Consider the following 21,215-nt stretch of genomic DNA (forward strand, 5'->3'; position numbering starts at 1 on the left):
TTTGCTTTCCTTGATTTGACTTTTAACAAACAGAAAAACTTTTAATTTATCACGCATCCAGAAAGTTTCTTAGAAAAAGCCCAGATAAAGTTTCAGTAATATTACGGTAGTGGCTTAACTTTTTATAGGGCTATGGTTAATTGAACTTGTTTAAAAAGCTTGCGTAAATATGACGCATAACAGCAAAGCCCACACAAACACAATTGTGCGTAAATCTACTCGTCCAGCATTAGTAGGTGAGTTTCATATTCATATAGATGCTCAGACGCTTTCAACTCCTTTTGAAAAATTTTTGCTCGACACTCAGAACTTTTGGAATTCCGACTTCTCAGGTCATCCCGAAGGACTTGCTCATCGTCCTCCAAAAAAGCACTTGACAATAAAAAGTAAATGTGCGTCACAGATTAGAGAAAAGTTTGCTAGTATTCTCCGCTACTTAGAAAATAATTCTGAAGCTATAGAAGGGTACATTGAGGCAGAATATATTCCCGTTGACGTAGAAATTGAGGAAAAATCTTTCAATCCAGAAATCGAAATTCCTTTTAAGCTTAAGTTGGCATCTTTAGTACCTGGAACATTTCGTCAAGATGAGCTGCACATTACTTTATCGCGGGAGCAGTCAGACCCAAGATTAATTAATTCCTTACGAGATATGGGATTCTATTCAGTCTATATGAAAAAAATCTTTGGGGAAGTAGAAATCTTTACTGCCCAAGGAACACGCAAAATAATTCGTCAGCTTTTGCCAGAGGTTATTACATATCTAACAGCAGTGGGGGGTGCCGTACAGTGCAGCGTTAAAGAAGAAAGAATTATTCGCTGGTGGATGAGTTCACCAGAACTTCTACTGCCTTCTGTTATCAACACTGTTGAAAGTTAATTAGCTCTGTTTCATCACTGTAGTGGTAGTAAGTAATATTTAGAGTAGCTCTTATAAAATGTCAGCTAATCTAAAACCTTTGCTGCAATCAACTTTTAGACTCTTCCGAAGGGCTTGATAGAACACCTAACCGTAGTACCGCTACGTAGAATTTAAAATTAAGAAAGCTTACCAAATAAGGTTTTCACTCATTTTAAATGGTTGGTTTATTTGCGCCCTGCTGTACGGGTTAGAGTACAAGAATGAAGGCTACTTCCTTTGATTTATATAACTGTAGCAGAATTCTTTACTCTAAAGCTAGAATCTTGTGAAGAGTCAACCCAATCTCATCTGTCGATTTATCCCATTAGAAACTCATTCAAACAGGATATCAGACATCCTGCGTCGTTTGAGTTTGAGAAATAAAATTATTGGCGGCTATGCTGTAGCTCTGAGCATTGCTGTAGGAGGAACGATCGCTGGATTGACCCTTGGCAATTACTACCAGCAACAAGCGATTAACAGTCAAGACAGTGCTAATCAACAAGGTGATCTGTTGAGTGACTTGCAAGTAGCCATGCTTCGGACTCTACCTACCAGAGAGTTTGTACCTTTACTCAAAAAGCCGAAAGAGTTTGAGCAACACAAGTCGGAATTGTCTGAGCGAGCAGAAAAAATTAAGCAGCTGATCAACGAACTCCAGCGATCACCACAAACCACGGCTACAAAAGACTTGGATCGTTTGTTGTCCAAAGATTATCGGGCGACGGAAAAATTCTACCAACAGCTTGAAGTCTTGCTCAACCAGATAAAGCCGCAGATGTTACAACCACAATCAAGTGGTGCAGCTAAGAAACAAATCACAGACTTTACAGGTGGCCCCGAATTTGGTGCAATTGTTAGCTCTGCTTACGATCTCACAACTTTTATTAAAAGCGCTGGAGAGCAAGAGGAAAAAGCAAAGGACGCCTTGACAAAAGCAGAGGACTTGCGAAACCAGATTATTGCTATCGGTATGGTACTCTCAGTCTTGTTCGCTGCTGTCTTAGCCTTCTCTACCAGTCGAGCGATCGCCCGTCCGATAGAAGCTGTGACTCAGGTTGCTCAACTTGTTAGTTCTTCATCAGATTTTACTTTGCGAGTTCCGGTCACCACATCAGATGAAATCGGTCTATTGTCAATATCCTTCAACAACCTTATCCAAACGATCGCAACTTACATTCAAAAACTTTCACAAAAGAATCAGAAACTAGAGCAAGCAGAAGAGGCGTTACGAATAGCTCATGATCAGCTAGAAACTCGTGTCAGAGAACGAACAGCAGAACTAGCAAAAATAAATCAGGAATTGCTAATTGAAGTTACAGAGCGTAAGCGAGCAGAATCACAACTGCTACATTTGGCATTTCACGATGCATTAACGGGGTTGCCAAACCGCACTTTCTTTATGAATAGCCTCAGAAATGCGATCGATTATTCAAAGCGGCATTCAGATTATTTATTTGCCGTGCTATTTCTAGACTTAGATCGCTTCAAATTTATTAACGACAGCTTTGGACACACATTTGGTGACCAAGTACTGCTGACTATTGCTCAAAGGCTGAAGGAATGCTTGCGCTCTATAGATGTAGCTGCAAGGGTGGGAGGAGACGAGTTCACAATCCTGTTAGAAGGAATTCAGGATGTCAACTACGTAGTACGCATGACTGAACAGATACAAGAAAAACTGGCAATTCCTGTAGTTTTAGATGGGCAAGAAGTGTTTACCACAGTCAGTATTGGTATTGCCATGAGCATGACAGATTATAACCAACCAGAAGACCTTCTGCGTAACGCCGACATTGCAATGTACCGAGCTAAGGCACAAAACAAGGTGCGCTACCAGATGTTTAATACTGATATGCATATTCAGGTAATGGCACACTTGCAGTTGGAGACGGCTCTGCGACGAGCTATTGAACGTCAGGAGTTTCGGATTCATTATCAACCAATTGTGTCACTCACTACCGGGAGGATAACTGGTTTTGAAGCACTGGTGCGGTGGCAGCATCCAGAACGGGGTATTATTTTTCCAGAAGATTTCCTGCCAACTGCTCAAGAAACTGGGCTGAGTATTTTAATTGATGAGTGGGTGATGCGTGAAGCATGCCGCCAGACACAGCAGTGGCAAGACCGATTCCCTCCAAAATCAGGGAAGTTGGGTGAGCAAGCCTTGACCATTAGCGTCAATCTTTGTAGTTCTTGGTTCAATCAACAAAAGCCACTGCTGCACATCAATCAAGTCTTACAGGAGACTAGTTTAGATATACAGAGTTTGAAATTGGAGATCACAGAAAGCGTAATTATGGAAAACGGCGAGAATGTCACCACCACGTTAAATCTACTAAGAAATTTAGGAATTAAGTTGGCAATTGATGACTTTGGTACAGGCTATTCTTCATTAGGTCGCCTTCATCACTTTCCGATTCATGAGTTGAAGATTGACCGCTCCTTCATTAGTGGAAGGAGTGTTGGTGAAGGAAATTTAGATATTGTTGAGACAATTGTCACCCTGTGTAAAAAAATAGGTGTAACTGTCACAGCAGAAGGCTTGGAAACGGCAGAACAATTAGCACTCCTGAGAGCAATGAAATGTGAATATGGCCAGGGAAATTTTTTCTCGAAGCCCTTAGACAGTTCAACAGCAGAGGCTTTAATCGTGGCTAATCATCAGTGGTGATTATGGCAATTTTTTACCATAACTCAATGACTTAATCCGATTAACTGCTTGGCTTTTAGGAGATATGATGATACAAGGATTGTTAGCAGAATCACCAGTGAGCGATCGCATTTTTTAACTTTCAAAAATCTAAGCAACAAAAAAGAGGTCTTTTTTGACCTCTTAACAATTCCCTAAAATAACCTTCTATTTACAGAATTACGACAAGCCAGTATTAGCACCTTGCTTACCAGTTGCCAGTTCCACCTTGATGATTTTGCCGCCTGCTTTTTGAATGCGTTGCTGTTCGCGGAACCAATTCTCATAGGGAACTAGCTTAGTAAAGTAAGTATTTTGTAGTTCGCGTTGGGTACGAACTCGGCTTTGGCTGGGAACTAAAGCAGTAATTTTAAACAAACGGGACATATTCTGAAAATCTCCTGTATACTTTGTGAAAACTTTTTTTATCTCAAAATCTTGAGTGCAAATCTTTTAATCATTCAAAGGCTGGAAATCAAACATCAATACTAGACCACCAACACTCATCACTGATAATTTACCAAGATAAGCAATATAACGTTCTAGCACTCACGATTGATTTCCAGACCTTAATAAAGCCGCACCTAAATTCTTAAGTGCAAACTAGTTCTTAGCTTAATCCAGAGGAGATATAGTCTAAGTAAACGCCCATTTCCTTACCTGCGTCAGAACCTACCAAACTGGCGGTTACTTCCTTGATTGCTTGGATAGCTTGCACGGTAGCACCAACGGGAACACCTAAAGAGTTGTAGGTTTCCTTCAAGCCATTTAGTACACGCTCATCTAAGATCGAAGGATCGCCAGCCAACATAGCGTAGGTGGCATAGCGGAGGTAGTAGTCCAAGTCACGGATGCAAGCAGCATAACGGCGGGTAGTATACATGTTACCGCCGGGACGGGTGATGTCAGAGTATAGCAAAGATTTTGCTACAGCTTCTTTGACGATCGCAGCAGCGTTGGCGCTGATGGTGCTAGCAGCACGTACCCGCAGTTCGCCAGTGGAGAAATAGCTTTTTAGCTTCTCTAAAGCAGAAGAGTCTAGATACTTACCTTGAACGTCTGCGGAGTTGATGACAGCGGTAATTGCGTCTTGAGCCATGTTGATAATTCCTTATTTCCAACCGTATTGCAATACTTCTGTTTAAGTAGGTAAACAGCTTCACCCTACAGTAGGGCGCCAACTAGGTAGTCGAAGTAGTTACCAGCTTCAGCAGCGTCTTCACCAGACAGCAGGCTAGCAGAGACATTCTTCAACCCACGGATACCTTCAGCGACACCATCGATAGGAGTTCCCAAGGACTTGTACAGTTCACGGGCACCGATAACGCCAATTTCTTCGATGGGGGTAACATCACCAGCAACGATACCGTAGGTAACGAGGCGGAGGTAGTAATCTAGGTCACGCAGACAAGTAGCAGTCAATTCTTGACCGTAGGCGTTACCACCTGGAGACACGACATCAGGACGCTTTTGGAACAGTTGATCGCCAGCTTGCTTAACCACCCGTTCGCGATTTTCTGTCAAAATTTGAGCAATCCGCACACGGCGCTCACCACTTGCAACAAAGGATTTGATCCGATCCAATTCGCCAGGGCTGAGATAGCGGGCTTCTGCGTCAGCATTCACGATGGCTTTCGTGACGATACTCATTAATGGATTCCTCCAGTACGAATGAAACCAGGATTTGATTAAACTGGTGCGACTTTAAATTTGGTTCACTGAGTTTGTTTTCTCGTCATTTTAGACACAACAGTTTAATAACTGCTACGGCTAATAAATTACGAGTTTGCTTGAGTCAACATAAGTACACAAGCTTTTAAACTCAGTTACCTTCCGCAAAACATTTTCCGGCATTCTGTTGAGCATTTATGACTGCTCTTAATACTTTGTAATATTGCTTTTCAGAATTTACTGTTTTAGCTGCAAACTGAGAGCAGTATTACGAAAGGTTACGAAGGGGATAGGGGACAGGAAATAATCTTTATCCTATTCCCTATTCCCTATTCCCTAATCAACCGCTTGTACACTGCCGAGGTAGTTACCTGCCATCAGTGATGGGAAGCGATTGTAAGGCACAACATCTTCGCCGAAGTAGCGTCTATATTCAGGGCTTTCGACTATTGCTTCTACGGCAGCTGACAAACCGCTATCGGCTAGCAGCTTGTTATATTGGCGAATTTCTTCCTGAGTTGCGGGTGTACGCCCCAACAGGTGACGGAAGAGGAACTCAACCACCTTGGCATGAGGATAAGGTGACAAGAAGCGCTGGCGATAGATTTGGGAACTGGCTAGTTCACGCACAAACTCCCGGACGGAAATTTCACCATTTTGAAGTTTGCTGTCTAGGTCAGTACGGCGGAAATTGTCAGGCACTTCATTGCTAAATACATCCAACACTTGACGGTAAATGGCGTTGATTGCCTGTTGTCTTTCGGCTTGGTTGGTGCTCTCCGTCAGACGGTAAATGCGTGCATGTTTACGCACACCTAGTTCTACGGATTGTCCGCTACCATCATTGTAGGAACGACCCAGTTCGGCAAATGAGGGATTGCTCTGGTTTATACCATTTGTTTGCGCTGCTATATCTGCGAGCGCTTGCGCCAAAAGCGGTGTATCGCTAGATCCAGCGCGGGCTTGCACTGGCTTAAAGCTCGGTACAACCACGTCATCGTTTTGCTTGGTAAGCTGGTTGTACAGCTTCTCCGTATTCGGAAAGTTTGCCGCAGGTAGGGTCGGGAAGCGACGGTAAGGCACCGTATCCTCACCAAACACCTGGTTATATTCCACACTATCTACCAGGGCACCAATAAAGGCACGAATACCTTGAGTAGCCAAAATCTGGTTATACTTGCGGATTTCTGCTTGGTCTAGTGGCGCACGTCCTAAGAAGTGTTTGGTTCCCAACTCAATCACTTTAGTGTTGGGGTAAGGTGTGTAGAACTCTTTCAAGTAGAGGTTAGAGTAACCCAAACCTTCAATAAATTCCTTGACGCTGATTTCGCCATTCCCTAGCTTGCTTTCCCATTTTGTAAATTCGTTTTTGGCGATGTAGGGTGCAATATCCCGCTCAAATATCTGACGATAGGCAGCGCTTATCAAAGTTTTTACTGCAACTTTGTCACTGGTATTGGCCACCAGCTTGAAGATTTTGGTCTGTTCCCGTTGCTTGCTGACACCTTGGTTAATACGGAACTGAATATCTGGTTCTGACCGTTTTTCTGTTACTATACCCAGTGTCACAAAGCTCGGTGTTACTTCCTTCTGGAGTTTCGCAGCAACATCATCACGAATGCTACCAACGCGCAATTGTCGTCCTGCTACACCACCAGGAGTTAGATACCGTTCGTAAGGAATTGTATCTTCACCAAATGCTTCGCTGTATTCTACGCTGTTAATAATGGCATCAACCACCGCGTAAAAGCCCTGTTTGGCAGCGATGTCAAAGTACTTGTTGATTTCTTGACGACCATAGGTCGGACGACCCAATAAGCGCCGATGAATATACTCGATCGCTTTACAAACATACAGCGATGACCAGTACAGATTGCGGAATACATCCGACTTAGCCAAAGCACGGATAAACTCCCGCACGGAGATGTCGCCGTTTTCCAGCTTGATTTCCAATACCTTCGGACGCTGACCTTCGTAAACATCGCGACCGAAAACTTGCAGGTAAGCAGCTCTAATCACTGCTTGGGTTGAGCTTTCAGAGAATCTAACGCTAGAATTTTTGGCTGCCTTTCTGCCAACAGTCCCAGGCAGTTGATCCAACTTGAACACCTTGCGTCCAAGAGTACCAGGAGCTTCACCTCGTGCCAAAGGATTGCTATTTTGATTATTAATCCCTGCCCCTTGGTGAATCAGGATGCGCTTGGTATCCTTGCCAAAAGGAGCTGGACTGGTACTGGGGTTGCGAGTTTCTTTCGGGAAAATCGCCCCAAACTGAATTTCCAAGGGGTCATTACCAGAACCGTAAGGATGTTGATCTGGTAGCGGTTGTTCGTAAGCAGCGAATGTGGTGATGAACTGAGGTATCTTGCGGAAAGGCGCACTGTAGTTCAACAGGTCTTGCTGCGGTCCCCAGTTGCGACATTCTTGTGCTTCTTGACCCAGACCCCGCAGGTAGGGTACTGTTTCTTCGCCAAAATAGTCGCCGTATTCAGCAGAATCGACTAAGGCATCTACCAAGGCTGGTAGACCACCGTTAGAAATAATCGAGAAGTATTTTTGTACTTCTTCGCGACTACTTGGGCCCCGTCCCAGAATGTGACGGAAAGCTAGTTCGATGACTCGGCTGTTAATAAAAGGCTGGTAAAACTGTTTTTGGTAAAGGGGAGATTTAGCTAAACGACGGACAAACTCCTTCATGGAAATGTCGCCATTTTTTACCTTGGATTCTAGGTCAGATATCGACAAGCTATAAGCACGGCTAATGTCGCGCTCAAAGATTTGCCGATAGGCCGCTTTAACTACCTCATTTTTTTCGCTAGCTGATAACCCAGTCTTCATCACAAACTTGGGACGTCGTTCTGCCGCATTAAAGTATATTTGCGGCAGTTCCAACCCTTGCTGGTCACTAGAGGGACGTTGGCGCAGTTTATTTGAAGGTGTGGCTGCTTTGAATTCTGTTAGCAAAACATCCATGTACTGAGACACAATATCTGTAGCCTCAGCATCATTACGGAAAAAGGAGAGTGACCCGGCTTTGATTTCCTGCAAAGCTACTAGCGTTGCTTCACCAGAGCAGGCATTTTCAATTATTTCCCGCAGACCCCGTGTATTCACCGCTATGATGTTGGGGTCGCCAGCAACGATCGCATAAGTAGCGTAGCGCAAGAACCAGGATAAATCCCGCAAGCTTTTGGCCATGTTGCTCGGACCATAACGGGCAATGTTAATTGGTCTGAACCCTGGAGGTGTCGGACCACTGGGGGATGAGTTAAATATTGAGCGTAAATTTTCTAGGAACCCACCACGACTTTCAACGTAGGTTACAGTTCCCAGTTGCATCCCTTGTTGAACATTAGCACCAGCACTAACAGGTACTATTTCTACTTCTCTGGGCTTTTCTAAAAAAGCCATTGGCGAACCACCGACAAAAATCCGGTTGGCAGCTCGAGATACGATAATCTCGGCATTTTCCGTGAGCCTCTGGGAAATTTCTAGACGCTTTGCACCAGATGCAAAATAGCTTGCCAGTTCATTTAGTTCACCACTTCCCAAAAAGCGGTCTTGCTGCTCGGCTTGGGTAATTGTCGCTACAGCTAGGGTTTGATATAGTTGCGGACGCGCAACTGAGCTTCCACCACTCGCCTTAACACTCATCGGATTTGTAAAACTCCCATCATAATCGTTTATGTGTTAAGTCTGGGTCGCTTTGAGGCTTGACACATCGCTGTGTCTGTGCTTTATGAGCTTGAGAGTACTGCCTGCAAAACTGCCAGTAAATTAACCCAGTTAGCTTTTAGATTAAAACGTTTTGCGTTCTCAAGGCGGGTTTATTAAGAAGTGTGTAGAACCTGTAGCTTTTATCAATCCAATCTCAAAAATAGATCCTCTTATTTACTGAGATAAAATCTAAGTTTTATAACTCAGTAGTAGGGTAGGCACGGTCTACCGATGCCGAAAACCTCGATTTTGATGTTTGTGGCAGTGTCCACCCTACGATTATTGCAATTTGTGTAAAATCTTCAGTTGAAACCAAATTGCCTTTAGCAACGTCAGTGGACAGTAGTCATTATTGAATATTAAGTTATTTTTGCTACTAAGAACTTAATCTTAAAAAATAATGCCATTCTGGAAATAATTGTCAAATTGTGGTGGTTTTAGTTTAGCTATTAGCATTCTTTAACAAAAAAATACTATGCTCAAAAGTTCTAAATTCAACTATTTATTCAATGCTACCTTGTCGGCGATCGCAGTTATTTTGGCTGTCACTCCTGCAAATGCGCTTCCAGAACAAAACATCAACACCGTTGTGAAGTGGGCAAAGACCAGACCTCAACTACCAACTCTAAGATACAACAGCGAAGCCCACGGCTACGAGGGTACAAAGGAAAAGTTATACTTTTATGCTGATGTCACTTCTCAAAATGGGACAGTCACTAAAGAAGGAATAACTGTAAGTGGAGACTCAAGCATTAAATTCACTACAAAAAATGCCGAAGCAGTGAAATTGTTACAAAATATTTATAAATTCAACATTGCCAATGACTTCCAGAAGTCTCGGTATGTCACCAAAATTGGACGTGATCAGTTTTATCGCGGCCAAAAGTTTGCTTATATCACTGCTGAGGTGCAGGGTGGGTCATCATTTCAGGTAATTCCTTTAAGCAATTTGCAAGAATTTATCGACAATGCAAAATATTGCCAAACTAATCAGTGTGACCTTTAAAAATTAGAATTCAGAATTTAGAATCAATTAATCGGGGAGTTATTTTTTTGTTAATTAATTCTATAAACTGGAATTTACATAAGCATTATCAGTAAACAAAGGCACGCAACCACTAATGTTGTAGGCGGCGGACAGTTCAACATCTGACTCAAAACCTTTTTCAATCAACTCTTTACCCGAACTGCATTTTTTCAAGTACCCCAGTAAATCCTGCTGGAAAGCTTGAAATGTTGCCACAGCCACTTCAGCTTCTGGTGATAAACTGCCATGTAAATAACTGAGAATTGCCCCAGCACCAATTAAATCTTCAAATGCAGGTCTTAGGCTACCATCATCTTTCCACCTCTCACCAGCAGGAATCACAGCGATTTTATCACCATACTTTTGAGCAAACTGCGCTACAGCTTGGCAATTTCGCAAGCAACCAGCCAAAGTTGGTGTATTCCCTGTATGTAAAGTCAGAAAAGAACCATTAGGTGAGGGTAAAACTAGTCTAGTTCCAGCAGGAATCTGAGTCACTGATTTTGGCGAGAGGGAATATCCAGTTATAGTCCAAAGTTGTCTATGACTTGCTAACTCTGCTTGTACTGATTTGGCATAATCTATAACAGATTTATCTCTCATTGCGTAGGGAAAAATTCTTGCGCCGTTGTTAGTGGCAATTTCTACACAGGTAGAAAAAGAGAGAACATCAACTATCACAATTACATCACTGATGGGAGCGAGTTGAGCAACTCCTTGTGGCCCCCATTCACAGCGCAAATCAAACTCTGATTGGTTGTAAATCATAAGAGCGATCGCAAAAGACAATATTAGAAAAATCAAACCATAGATAAGTAAGGCAGTGTAAATTATTAAAGGTTTTTAGTCAACATAAAATGTGCTAATTTGAGAACTTCAGCTTCTCAACGAAACGCTACGCTAACACGTACAAACTAAAAGTTAGCAGTAAGTAGGTCAGCAGTTTTAATCAATATAATAGCTAATATTATGTGGATATTAGATACAGACCATCTTTTGTTATTTCAAAATAGTCATCCACTAGTCACGCAACGGATAAGTCAGCAGAATACTGAAAATTTAGCCATAACAGTGATTACATTCGAGCAGAAAGTTAAAGGATGGCTGAATATTATAAATAAATATAACAATCAAGCTTCTAAATACGACAAATTAATATGGGGATACAAGAGATTATGGGATGAAATAAAATATTTCAAAAATATCAAGTAACTTGAATTTGATACTAAAGCTTGTAATGTTTATGCTGAATTAGTTAACGGGATTTAAAAGTTTTTGAAATATATTCCATCAATCCGTCCGCACTGCTTTAGAAAAAGATGGTTGAATGATTACCCATGATCCACTGCATCTGAAAGTTGATGACATTGAATTTTTTGTGGATTTAGGAGCAAGCAGAAAGACTATTAGCAGCACAAAAACAAGGTCAAAAAATAGCTGGAGAAATTAAATTGTTTGTAGGTGCATCTGAAGTAACGGAATTTCATCTCGCTTTAGGTCAAACCTTGAATTATCGGCTAGCATTAAAAAAAGAAGAACCAGAACGTATTCGATATCTAGCTATTAGCCAAGACACATACCAAAACTTTTTTTCACGTCAATTTATTCAAGATTCTTTAAAAGAATATCAACTTAAACTTTTAACATTTAATTCCTTAAGTCAGGACATTGTTTTATGGAAGGAATAAATTATTCTCAAATTATTCAAGATATTTTAAACAACCATTGTGCTAATGGCACAGAAGTTTAATTGTTATTTGACGCAGAACGTCATCATTATCAAGTCTTAAATATTGGCTGGAAAGAACAACGGAGAATTTATGGAGTTATCATTCATGTTGAGATAAAAGACAAAAAGATTTGGATACAAAGAGATGGTACAGAAATTGGTATCGCTAATGAATTAATTGCTGCTGGAGTACCGAAAAAAAATATTGTATTAGGATTTCTAGCTCCTTATAAACGCGAATTTACTGACTTTGCTGTTGGATAAGTAGCAGTAAATAAGCAATAGTAATCTTTGCTCTCATCAGCCACTATCAGCTAAACTCAGAAATGCTGCGTTATTCCTCATCATGTCCGATTCTCAAACTGTTAGTGCTGCTGTTGCCAAACTCTACAATACTTACCCCTTTCCGCCGGAAGCCCTGTTGGATGAACCACCTCCAGGCTACAACTGGCGTTGGAATTGGCTAGCTGCTCATAACTTCTGCACGGGTCAAAAACCTCAAAGGCAAGATATTCGGATTTTAGATGCAGGTTGCGGTACTGGTGTGAGTACAGAGTACCTGGTTCACCTCAATCCCCAGGCTTCTGTTGTCGGAATTGACCTCAGTACTAGTGCTTTGGCTGTAGCAAAAGAGCGTTGTCAGCGTTCTGGGGCTACCCGCGTTGAATTTCATCACCTTAGTTTGTTTAATGTCGAACAGTTGCCGGGTGAGTTTGATTTAATTAACTGTGTTGGTGTTTTGCATCATACCTCCGATCCAATTCGCGGTATTCAAGCTTTGGCGAAAAAGTTAGCTCCAGGCGGCTTGATGCACATTTTTGTCTATGGAGAGTTGGGACGTTGGGAAATTCAACTCATGCAAAAAGCGATCGCACTTCTTCAAGGTGACAAAAGAGGCGACTACCGCGATGGTGTCCAAGTCGGACGAAAAGTATTCGCTTCGCTACCAGAAAATAACCGAATTGTCAAATACGATAAGCAGCGTTGGTCACTAGAAAACAACAAGGATGAATACTTTGCCGATATGTACGTTCACCCCCAGGAAATTGACTACAACATTGAGACGCTGTTTGAATTAATAGATGCTTCGGGATTGGAATTTATTGGTTTCTCGAATCCGAGTTTTTGGGATTTAGAGAGACTTTTGGGCAAAGCACCAGAGTTAGTAGAACGGGCAAAAGAGTTGAGCGATCGCCAGCTTTACCGCCTGATAGAATTACTAGACCCAGAAGTAACTCATTACGAGTTTTTCCTCGGTCGTCCTCCCTTAATCAAAGCCGACTGGTCAGACGATAACGCCCTATTGGCAGCGACTCCCAAACTTAATCCTTGTATTGAAGGATTTCCCAGTCAATGTTTCTTTAATTACGATTACCAGATAGTTAATTTATCAGTTGCAGAGTTTGAGTTTATGCAAAGATGTGATGCTAATTCAACAGTTGCAGAGATTTTAACAGGTGTGCAACTGGGATTAGATGAGGTAAGAAAACTTCTTCAGCAGCAGCTGATTTTATTGACACCTGCTTAATTGTATTGTATTCTCATACTGAACTTCACATTCATGGTTTTATACTCGTGGTGAACAGCGATCGCCGATCACCACTTTTGGCAAATTAATGTAAATTAGGAAAGTGTCCAAGAAACGGGGTATTGTACATCCCAAAAGTTGGAGTTTTTTGGAATTCAGCAGTGGTGCGATGTTTAATGACAAGCCGCTACTCTACGATTTCTGATTTGCGGTAGGCCCATACACTCCTCAAGCACCAGTTGATTTTATTGACACCGACTTAATTCAAACACCAAGATGCTATGTAACGACTTAAGAGGACAATTATCCACTCACAAAAGCTGGAATTAAAAGAAATTTGAAATTCCCAAGCAGCGATTATTGATTATTCACCCCCTGACTCACTCACATCATCAGCCGCTCTTTCGCTTCTGGGGGCGCAATTTTACTGAGTGTCTAACGTTGACAAGAAGTTAATTGTTTTTTTCTAAAGTATTGTTACCGGATCGTGATATGATTCAGCTGACTGAATGTGCAGTCATCATCTTTAGCTGTACTGGTTTCAAGTCTCGTGAGCTTGTCAGACGAATCAATTGCGCCCACTCCGACAACGCAACAAGATGCTAAAACTGTTTCTGAAGATACAGAATCAGATAACTCCATGCAAGAGTTCTATGAACTCTTCCAGCGGTTGTTAGTAATCACGCTTGTCTTGACGGGGGTTATTTTTATCTCTGTGTGGATTTTTTATTCCTTGAACATTGCTCTTAATTATTTAATTGGGGCGTGTACAGGTGTGGTTTACTTAAAAATGCTGGCTAGAGACGTTGAGCAGCTCGGTAGTGAAAAAACCAGTTTGAGCAAAACTCGTTTTGCTTTATTTATGGGAGTCATAATCGTGGCAAGTCAATGGCGTGAGCTACAGATTCTCCCAATTTTTCTGGGATTTCTAACTTACAAAGCCACGCTCCTCGTCTATATGGTGCAAATTGCGTTCATTCCTGATTCTTAAAAAGTCAGGCTCACAAAGATAGTAATCCCATCCTCGCTCGTTGGGGAAAATGCTTGAAGAATGCAAATGCTTAGTGTCTTAAACGCCTTTAATTCTTTTCCCCTCGCCGAATTAGAAGTAGGTCATCATTTCTACTGGCAGTTGGGCAATCTTAAAATTCATGGGCAAGTTTTTCTTACCTCATGGTTTGTGATTAGCATTTTAGTAGTGGCTTCAATAGCTGCTACTCGCAACGCACAAAGAATTCCCAAGGGCATCCAAAATTTGATGGAATATGCTCTAGAATTTATCCGAGATTTGGCAAAAAACCAACTTGGTGAGAAAGAGTACCGCCCTTGGGTGCCATTTATTGGCACATTGTTCTTGTTTATTTTCGTATCGAACTGGTCGGGTGCTTTAATTCCCTGGAAGCTCATCAAGCTACCTTCGGGTGAATTGGCGGCTCCTACCAATGACATCAATACGACTGTTGCATTGGCACTGCTGACCTCTTTAGCGTACTTTTACGCAGGTTTTAGCAAACGGGGTTTGGGCTACTTTAAGAAATATATAGAGCCAACACCTGTTCTATTGCCGATCGCAATTCTCGAAGATTTCACCAAGCCTCTCTCCCTAAGCTTCCGTCTATTTGGCAATATATTGGCGGATGAATTGGTAGTAGCGGTGCTGGTGCTGCTAGTTCCTCTATTTGTACCTCTACCCGTAATGGCGTTGGGTTTGTTCACCAGTGCCATTCAAGCCCTGGTTTTTGCTACCCTAGCCGGAGCATACATTCATGAGGCAATGGAGGGACATGGTGGAGAAGAGCATGAGGAGCATTAAGCTTCTCAGTTGATAGCACAGTTCCAACGAGCGGTATGCGCTCAAAACGTCGCAACAGCGATTAGTAAGAACTCGGTGCAGCGTGAAAAGCACGTTTCTAGTTAACGTACATTTGTTTAATTCTGTAATCAAACCAAGGAAAATCAAAATGGATCCATTAGTTTCTGCTGCTTCAGTTCTGGCTGCTGCTCTAGCAATTGGTTTAGCTGCAATTGGGCCTGGTATTGGTCAAGGAAATGCTGCTGGACAAGCAGTAGAAGGTATTGCCCGTCAACCAGAAGCAGAAGGAAAAATTCGCGGTACTCTGCTATTAACCTTGGCTTTCATGGAATCCCTGACTATTTATGGTCTAGTTATTGCCTTGGTGCTGCTATTTGCTAACCCCTTCGCGGGATAAGACCTAAAAGTTTTGGTGAGTGTGGAGACGTGAACGATCACGCCTCTACCATCAAAATATTTTGGGCATTAATGTCTTTGTGATGTAGTTGACCCTTGTTGGCTATGGGTCTCTAAAATATGAAAGGTTGGATGATGTTGCTAGCCATGAAAACTGCTACTCCAGCCAAAGAGGAGAGAAATGTTTGATTTCGATGCTACCTTGCCCTTCATGGCATTGCAATTCCTGCTATTGGCAGCTTTGTTGAATGCAATTTTCTATAAGCCACTGACTAAGGTACTAGACGATCGCGATAATTATATCCGAACTAATACCCTTGACGCGCGGGAACGCTTGGCGAAAGCTGAACGTTTAGCCACTGAATATGAGCAGCAGCTCGCAGAAGCTCGCAGACAATCGCAAGCTACTGTAGAAGCAGCTCAGGTTGAAGCTAAGAAAATTACTGCCCAAAAAATCGCGGAGGCGCAACAAGAAGCTCAGTCTCAACGAGAACAAGCTTCTGTTGAAATAGAGCAACAAAAGCAGGAAGCTATGCGTACCTTAGAGCAACAAGTTGATGCTCTAAGCAGGCAGATTCTAGAAAAACTATTGGGACCAACTCCAGTTAGATAAACTAACTTTTCCTGGTTCTGTGAAAGCATACGCGCAACAGGGCGTTAGTCCCAGAGCGCTTAATTAAGTGTCAAAAGGCACTTTTTTCCCTTCAGGGAAAGATACTTTATTTCCCTAAGGGAAAATACAACGTATTAGCAGGCGAGCAGCGCACTTGTAGATGAGTATCATGGGGACATTCTTATTACTTGCCGCAGAAGCGAACGCTGTTCACTCTGAATTGGCAGAAGGCGCAGCAGAAGGTGGTTTCGGTCTAAACTTAGACATTTTTGAAACCAATCTGATTAATCTAGCGATTCTGGTTGGCATATTATTCTACTTCGGACGTAAAGTTTTAAGCAATATCCTGAACGAGCGACAATCCAATATTGCCACCGCAATTCAGGAAGCAGAAGGGCGCTTAAAAGAGGCACAGAAGGCGCTATCCCAAGCGCAAGAGCAGTTGACCCAAGCTCAGGCAGAGGCACAACGCATCCGCAAATCTGCCGAAGAAAACGCCATCAAGGCTAAAGAAACCCTGTTAGCGAAAGCAGTGCAAGACGTAGAACGCTTGAAACAAACAGCAGCAGCGGATTTAAACACCGAAACAGACCGAGCGATCGCTCAACTGCGGCAGCGGGTAGCGACTCTAGCATTGCAAAAAGTCGAATCGCAACTCAAAGGCGGGATTGCCGACGATGCTCAACAAAGTTTAATTGACCGCAGCATCGCACAACTCGGAGGCAATGTATGACAAGTCAGGTAGCGACAGCCGAAGTAGCCCAGCCCTATGCACAGGCACTTTTATCAATAGCACAATCGAAAAATTTGACAGAAGAGTTCGGGGAAGATGCGCGTACTCTCCTGAGCCTGCTAAAAGCAGACAAACAGCTCCAAAACTTCTTTGGCAACCCGTTTATTCAGTCTGAGAACAAAAAAGCTCTGATCAAACAAATACTTGGTGAAGGCGCTAATCCCTACTTACGCAATTTCTTGCTGGTACTGGTAGATAAACGGCGCATTGCGTTCTTGGAATCAATTTTTCAACAGTATCTGGCGCTGTTGCGGCAGCTGAATCAAACCGTATTAGCGGAAGTAATTTCAGCCATTCCCCTCACAGAAGCTCAACAGCAAGCAATTATCCAAAAGGTCATTGCCATCACGAATGCTCGCCAGGTAGAACTAGAAACCAGGGTAGACAGTGAGTTAATTGGTGGTGTGATCATTAAAGTAGGTTCACAGGTAATTGATGCCAGTTTACGGGGTCAGTTGCGTCGCCTTTCATTGCGCTTAACTAATAGCTAAGAAGTTAGGAGTTAGGAATTAGGAGTTAGGAGTTAAGTAAAAGGTAATTATTTTGACTTTTAACTTGTAATTTTTGCATTTTTAACTCATCACTCCTAACTGAATTAATTTTTCCGTCTCGAAAGCAAAAAAGATAGACACATGAGCATATCAATTAGACCTGACGAAATTAGCAGCATAATCCAACAACAAATCGAGCAATACGACCAAGAAGTCAAAGTTGCTAACGTTGGTACCGTCTTACAAGTAGGTGACGGTATTGCCCGGATATATGGTCTGGAAAAGGCTATGGCTGGGGAACTCTTAGAATTTGAAGACGGTACAGTTGGCATCGCCCAGAACTTAGAAGAAGACAACGTGGGCGCGGTGCTCATGGGTGAAGGAATAGAAATTCAAGAAGGTAGTTCTGTAACTGCTACTGGTAGAATTGCCCAAGTGCCCGTAGGAGAAGTCTTAATTGGACGAGTTGTAGACGCCTTGGGTCGCCCCATCGATGGCAAGGGAGACATCAAGTCCCCAGAAAGCCGTTTGATTGAATCTCCAGCACCCGGTATCATTGCTCGTCGGTCTGTACACGAACCCCTGCAAACGGGTATCACAGCTATTGACTCCATGATTCCCATCGGTCGTGGTCAACGGGAATTGATTATTGGTGACCGTCAAACTGGCAAAACTGCGATCGCCATTGACACAATCATCAACCAAAAAGAAGAAGATGTCGTTTGTGTCTACGTTGCGATCGGTCAAAAAGCTTCCACCGTAGCGAACGTGGTGCAGACATTGCAAGAAAAAGGCGCGATGGATTACACCGTCGTCGTCGCCGCTAACGCCAGTGACCCAGCAACCTTGCAATTCCTAGCTCCCTATACAGGCGCAACAATTGCTGAGTACTTTATGTACAAAGGCAAAGCTACCTTAGTAATTTATGATGACCTCTCCAAGCAAGCCCAAGCTTATCGGCAAATGTCCCTATTGCTACGTCGTCCACCCGGACGCGAAGCTTACCCTGGAGATGTATTCTACATCCACTCCCGCTTGTTAGAACGGGCAGCAAAGCTGAGTGACGAATTAGGTAAAGGCAGTATGACCGCCCTGCCAATTATCGAAACCCAAGCTGGTGACGTTTCGGCGTACATCCCCACAAACGTAATTTCCATTACTGATGGTCAGATATTCCTGTCTTCTGACCTGTTTAACGCTGGTATCCGTCCCGCTGTAAACCCCGGTATTTCTGTATCCCGCGTCGGTTCTGCGGCTCAAACCAAAGCAATGAAAAAAGTTGCCGGTAAGATTAAATTGGAATTGGCGCAATTTGACGACCTGCAAGCCTTTGCTCAATTTGCTTCCGACTTGGATAAAGCCACTCAAGACCAGTTGGCACGAGGTCAACGGTTGCGTGAACTCCTCAAGCAGCCACAAAACGCACCTCTTTCGGTATATGAGCAAGTGGCAATTCTCTACGCTGGGATCAACGGCTACTTAGACGATGTGGCTGTAGATAAAGTCACCAGCTTTACTCAAGGTCTGCGGGAATACTTAAAAAGTGGTAAACCCCAATACGCCCAAGCAGTACAAACCAAGAAAGTACTGGATGCCGATGAAGAAGCGGCCTTGAAGGAAGCACTTACTGAATACAAGAAGACCTTCAAAGCAACAGCGTAATTAAAGTTAGGAGTGAAGAGTTAAGAGTTAAAAGTTAATGAAACACTCCTAGCTCTTAACTCCTAACTCCTAACTCCTAACTCCTAACTCAAGAATATGGCTAATTTAAAAGCAATACGCGATCGCATTCAGTCGGTCAAAAACACCAAAAAAATCACAGAAGCCATGCGTCTAGTTGCAGCAGCTAGAGTGCGTCGAGCGCAAGAACAAGTGCTAGCGACTCGCCCCTTTGCTGATCGCTTGGCACAAGTATTATATGGTTTGCAAAGCCGTCTGCGCTTTGAAGAAGCAAACCTACCACTACTGAAAAAACGCCAAGTTAAGTCAGTAGGGCTTTTAGTAATCTCAGGCGATCGCGGTTTGTGTGGCGGCTACAATAGTAACGTTATTCGTCGTGCAGAAAACCGCGCCAAGGAAATCAAGGCAGAAGGTCTAGACTATCAATTTGTGATCGTCGGGCGCAAAGCTACACAGTACTTTCAACGCCGCAATCAGCCCATTGATGCTACTTACAGCGGCTTAGAGCAAATCCCCACCGCAGCGGAAGCCAATCAGATTGCCGACCAACTACTTTCCTTGTTCCTTTCGGAAGAAGTAGACCGCATCGAATTAATTTATACCAGATTCGTCTCCTTGGTTAGCTCCCGTCCTGTGGTGCAAACTTTACTGCCCCTCGATCCACAAGGTTTAGAAGCAGGCGATGACGAAATCTTCCGCTTGACAACCCGTGGTGGTCAATTTCAAGTCGAACGGGAGAAAGTGACTAGCCAAGTCCGCTCGTTGGCTCCTGACATGATTTTCGAGCAAGATCCAGTGCAGATTCTCGATTCTTTGTTGCCCCTGTATCTGAGTAACCAGTTATTACGGGCGCTGCAAGAATCGGCGGCTAGTGAACTAGCAGCGCGGATGACAGCTATGAGTAATGCCAGTGAGAACGCCGGTGAACTGATTAATACTCTCACGCTGTCTTACAACAAAGCCCGACAAGCCGCAATTACCCAAGAACTCCTTGAAGTTGTGGGCGGTGCTGAAGCATTAACTTAGGGTATAGCTAATTGTTAGTTGTGATAAATAGCTAATTGCTAGTTCGTTTTGAAATTAGCAATTGGCTATAAGATACCCTGTGTTTCTCAGCAATACTGGCATGAACCAAAAATTTTTTGTCAACAACACATTTCCATAACTGCGTATTATAATTGAAGTATGAAGCGCATGGGTCCGTCACGGTTTCGACAGGTTGGCGAACGCTACTCTGTGATTCAGGTCGAGAGTGAGTCGTCTCTCGGAAATCAAAGGCTCGAAAAAAAGTAAATGCGAATAACATCGTTAAATTTGCTCGTCGGGAAGCTCTAGTAGCAGCCTAAAATACCTCTTACAGGTTCGAGCGTCTTTAGTTTGACTCCGTTAAGGACTGAAGACAAAACCCCAACGGATGCTCTAGTAAGCGTTCTCTGGTTGGCTTGCTAGCTAAGATTAAATCAGAGCATCCTACGTTCGGGATAATGAACGATTCCCGCCTTGAGGGTCAGAAAGGCTAAACCTGTGAATGAGCGGGGGGTCAATACCCAATTTGGACAGCAGTTCGACTCTGCTCGGATCCACTAAGAATAAGTAACAAGTCCACCTGGTAATTTGATATCAAGGTGGATTTTGTTTTTTGCTGTCTGAACACAACTACATAAGCTGTTACACATAAAAGTTGCATATATAGCAAGGGACTGGGGACTAGGTACTGGGGACTGGGTGAAAAGCCTTTTTGTGTCTAAGTTTTATCATATGTTAATGTCCTAACCACCAAGGCTTTTGCTATATTGGGTGGGCGAGATGCCCACCCCACAAGAAATGTACAATTTCAGATTATGCAAACTAGATGTGGTTTAGCTTATTAATATTTCAACTCATTTTTAAGTTAATAAAAAGTCTTTTGTCGCTGAAGTTTTTCAGTTCTAATCTCAGTCAGCGCTAAGGTTTAGAGGTCATTTATAAAGTAAAAATAAAAACAAATACAAGGTAGCTTACGTTCAAAGGTGCGCCAAAAAGAAGGTAGAAACTCTCAACCTGGTGCTGCGATAAGCCTAACGGCATGGCTTCGCTTACCGCAGATAGCCAGTCGGTAAAAACGACGGAAAATGTCTACAAAATTTATCCTACGCTAACATTCGTATAGGTGGGATAAGTTTTG

The 21,215-nt window shown here is 42.9% G+C and carries 18 protein-coding genes, 1 other RNA gene and 1 pseudogene; 15 read left to right on the forward strand and 5 right to left on the reverse strand.

Annotated elements, in window-relative coordinates:
• The first annotated feature begins 169 nt into the window (after nucleotides 1–169).
• Nucleotides 170–880 carry a hypothetical protein gene (locus V7L29_RS20045; RefSeq protein ID WP_334691192.1) on the forward strand — a complete coding sequence of 237 codons (711 nt, stop codon included), beginning with the start codon at nucleotides 170–172 and terminating at the stop codon, nucleotides 878–880.
• 307 nt (nucleotides 881–1,187) lie between these two features.
• Nucleotides 1,188–3,575, forward strand: a complete 2,388-nt coding sequence (locus tag V7L29_RS20050) for an EAL domain-containing protein (protein ID WP_334736601.1) — start codon at nucleotides 1,188–1,190, stop codon at nucleotides 3,573–3,575.
• A 198-nt stretch (nucleotides 3,576–3,773) separates the two neighbouring features.
• Here V7L29_RS20050 and V7L29_RS20055 read toward each other — a convergent pair whose 3' ends face one another.
• The 4 genes and pseudogenes from V7L29_RS20055 to V7L29_RS20070 all read right to left on the reverse strand — a co-directional run.
• On the reverse strand, nucleotides 3,774–3,980 hold the full coding sequence (locus V7L29_RS20055; protein ID WP_334691194.1) for a phycobilisome linker polypeptide: 207 nt from the start codon (nucleotides 3,978–3,980) through the stop codon (nucleotides 3,774–3,776).
• A 223-nt stretch (nucleotides 3,981–4,203) separates the two neighbouring features.
• Nucleotides 4,204–4,692, reverse strand: coding sequence for an allophycocyanin subunit beta (gene apcB, locus V7L29_RS20060; protein WP_334691195.1), 489 nt, complete (start codon nucleotides 4,690–4,692; stop codon nucleotides 4,204–4,206).
• A 65-nt stretch (nucleotides 4,693–4,757) separates the two neighbouring features.
• On the reverse strand, nucleotides 4,758–5,243 hold the full coding sequence (gene apcA, locus V7L29_RS20065) for an allophycocyanin subunit alpha (protein WP_334691196.1): 486 nt from the start codon (nucleotides 5,241–5,243) through the stop codon (nucleotides 4,758–4,760).
• Nucleotides 5,244–5,609: 366 nt separating this feature from the next.
• A pseudogene (locus V7L29_RS20070) lies at nucleotides 5,610–8,918 on the reverse strand (phycobilisome rod-core linker polypeptide); the annotation flags it as partial.
• A gap of 538 nt (nucleotides 8,919–9,456) precedes the next feature.
• Between V7L29_RS20070 and V7L29_RS20075 the strand changes: the two are divergent.
• Nucleotides 9,457–9,987, forward strand: a complete 531-nt coding sequence (locus V7L29_RS20075) for a hypothetical protein (RefSeq protein WP_334691197.1) — start codon at nucleotides 9,457–9,459, stop codon at nucleotides 9,985–9,987.
• A 60-nt stretch (nucleotides 9,988–10,047) separates the two neighbouring features.
• Here the strand turns inward: V7L29_RS20075 and V7L29_RS20080 are convergent, their stop codons facing one another.
• Complete coding sequence (locus V7L29_RS20080) at nucleotides 10,048–10,812, reverse strand: 2-phosphosulfolactate phosphatase (protein ID WP_334736602.1); 765 nt, start codon at nucleotides 10,810–10,812, stop codon at nucleotides 10,048–10,050.
• 647 nt (nucleotides 10,813–11,459) lie between these two features.
• On the opposite strand from V7L29_RS20080, the gene V7L29_RS20085 reads away from it, so the two are divergent.
• From V7L29_RS20085 to ssrA, 12 genes are all read left to right on the forward strand, one after another.
• Nucleotides 11,460–11,696: an element excision factor XisH family protein gene (locus V7L29_RS20085; RefSeq protein WP_334736603.1), complete on the forward strand. Its 237-nt coding sequence runs from the start codon at nucleotides 11,460–11,462 to the stop codon at nucleotides 11,694–11,696.
• A gap of 62 nt (nucleotides 11,697–11,758) precedes the next feature.
• Nucleotides 11,759–12,001 carry a XisI protein gene (locus V7L29_RS20090; protein WP_334736604.1) on the forward strand — a complete coding sequence of 81 codons (243 nt, stop codon included), beginning with the start codon at nucleotides 11,759–11,761 and terminating at the stop codon, nucleotides 11,999–12,001.
• An 82-nt stretch (nucleotides 12,002–12,083) separates the two neighbouring features.
• Complete coding sequence (locus V7L29_RS20095; RefSeq protein WP_334736605.1) at nucleotides 12,084–13,265, forward strand: class I SAM-dependent methyltransferase; 1,182 nt, start codon at nucleotides 12,084–12,086, stop codon at nucleotides 13,263–13,265.
• Between the two features lie 550 nt (nucleotides 13,266–13,815).
• Nucleotides 13,816–14,256, forward strand: coding sequence for an ATP synthase subunit I (locus tag V7L29_RS20100; protein WP_334691228.1), 441 nt, complete (start codon nucleotides 13,816–13,818; stop codon nucleotides 14,254–14,256).
• A 60-nt stretch (nucleotides 14,257–14,316) separates the two neighbouring features.
• Nucleotides 14,317–15,078, forward strand: a complete 762-nt coding sequence (atpB, locus tag V7L29_RS20105) for a F0F1 ATP synthase subunit A (protein ID WP_012411161.1) — start codon at nucleotides 14,317–14,319, stop codon at nucleotides 15,076–15,078.
• 148 nt (nucleotides 15,079–15,226) lie between these two features.
• Complete coding sequence (gene atpE, locus V7L29_RS20110) at nucleotides 15,227–15,475, forward strand: ATP synthase F0 subunit C (RefSeq protein WP_073640718.1); 249 nt, start codon at nucleotides 15,227–15,229, stop codon at nucleotides 15,473–15,475.
• Nucleotides 15,476–15,655: 180 nt separating this feature from the next.
• A complete protein-coding gene (locus V7L29_RS20115) occupies nucleotides 15,656–16,087 on the forward strand; it encodes a F0F1 ATP synthase subunit B' (protein ID WP_334691201.1) in 432 nt (143 codons plus the stop codon).
• A gap of 160 nt (nucleotides 16,088–16,247) precedes the next feature.
• Nucleotides 16,248–16,820 carry a F0F1 ATP synthase subunit B gene (locus tag V7L29_RS20120; protein WP_334736606.1) on the forward strand — a complete coding sequence of 191 codons (573 nt, stop codon included), beginning with the start codon at nucleotides 16,248–16,250 and terminating at the stop codon, nucleotides 16,818–16,820.
• Nucleotides 16,817–17,371, forward strand: a complete 555-nt coding sequence (gene atpH / locus V7L29_RS20125; RefSeq protein ID WP_334691203.1) for an ATP synthase F1 subunit delta — start codon at nucleotides 16,817–16,819, stop codon at nucleotides 17,369–17,371. Before V7L29_RS20120 ends, atpH begins: the two co-directional genes overlap by 4 nt.
• A gap of 141 nt (nucleotides 17,372–17,512) precedes the next feature.
• Nucleotides 17,513–19,033, forward strand: coding sequence for a F0F1 ATP synthase subunit alpha (atpA, locus tag V7L29_RS20130; RefSeq protein WP_334691204.1), 1,521 nt, complete (start codon nucleotides 17,513–17,515; stop codon nucleotides 19,031–19,033).
• 96 nt (nucleotides 19,034–19,129) lie between these two features.
• Nucleotides 19,130–20,077, forward strand: coding sequence for a F0F1 ATP synthase subunit gamma (locus tag V7L29_RS20135; protein ID WP_334691205.1), 948 nt, complete (start codon nucleotides 19,130–19,132; stop codon nucleotides 20,075–20,077).
• Between the two features lie 170 nt (nucleotides 20,078–20,247).
• Nucleotides 20,248–20,637, forward strand: a transfer-messenger RNA (tmRNA) gene (ssrA, locus tag V7L29_RS20140).
• Nucleotides 20,638–21,215 lie beyond the last annotated feature (578 nt).

Source organism: Nostoc sp. (assembly GCF_036916575.1).
In the GTDB taxonomy this organism is placed as follows: Bacteria; Cyanobacteriota; Cyanobacteriia; order Cyanobacteriales; family Nostocaceae; genus Nostoc.

Excerpts from the sequence above, each read along its gene's own strand:
- V7L29_RS20045 (WP_334691192.1), top strand. The coding sequence starts at position 170 with ATGACGCATAACAGCAAAGCCCACACAAACACAATTGTGCGTAAATCT.
- V7L29_RS20055 (WP_334691194.1), bottom strand. The coding sequence starts at position 3,980 with ATGTCCCGTTTGTTTAAAATTACTGCTTTAGTTCCCAGCCAAAGCCGA.
- apcB (WP_334691195.1), bottom strand. The coding sequence starts at position 4,692 with ATGGCTCAAGACGCAATTACCGCTGTCATCAACTCCGCAGACGTTCAA.
- apcA (WP_334691196.1), bottom strand. The coding sequence starts at position 5,243 with ATGAGTATCGTCACGAAAGCCATCGTGAATGCTGACGCAGAAGCCCGC.
- V7L29_RS20075 (WP_334691197.1), top strand. The coding sequence starts at position 9,457 with ATGCTCAAAAGTTCTAAATTCAACTATTTATTCAATGCTACCTTGTCG.
- V7L29_RS20095 (WP_334736605.1), top strand. The coding sequence starts at position 12,084 with ATGTCCGATTCTCAAACTGTTAGTGCTGCTGTTGCCAAACTCTACAAT.
- atpB (WP_012411161.1), top strand. The coding sequence starts at position 14,317 with ATGCAAATGCTTAGTGTCTTAAACGCCTTTAATTCTTTTCCCCTCGCC.
- atpE (WP_073640718.1), top strand. The coding sequence starts at position 15,227 with ATGGATCCATTAGTTTCTGCTGCTTCAGTTCTGGCTGCTGCTCTAGCA.
- V7L29_RS20115 (WP_334691201.1), top strand. The coding sequence starts at position 15,656 with ATGTTTGATTTCGATGCTACCTTGCCCTTCATGGCATTGCAATTCCTG.
- V7L29_RS20120 (WP_334736606.1), top strand. The coding sequence starts at position 16,248 with ATGAGTATCATGGGGACATTCTTATTACTTGCCGCAGAAGCGAACGCT.
- atpH (WP_334691203.1), top strand. The coding sequence starts at position 16,817 with ATGACAAGTCAGGTAGCGACAGCCGAAGTAGCCCAGCCCTATGCACAG.
- atpA (WP_334691204.1), top strand. The coding sequence starts at position 17,513 with ATGAGCATATCAATTAGACCTGACGAAATTAGCAGCATAATCCAACAA.
- V7L29_RS20135 (WP_334691205.1), top strand. The coding sequence starts at position 19,130 with ATGGCTAATTTAAAAGCAATACGCGATCGCATTCAGTCGGTCAAAAAC.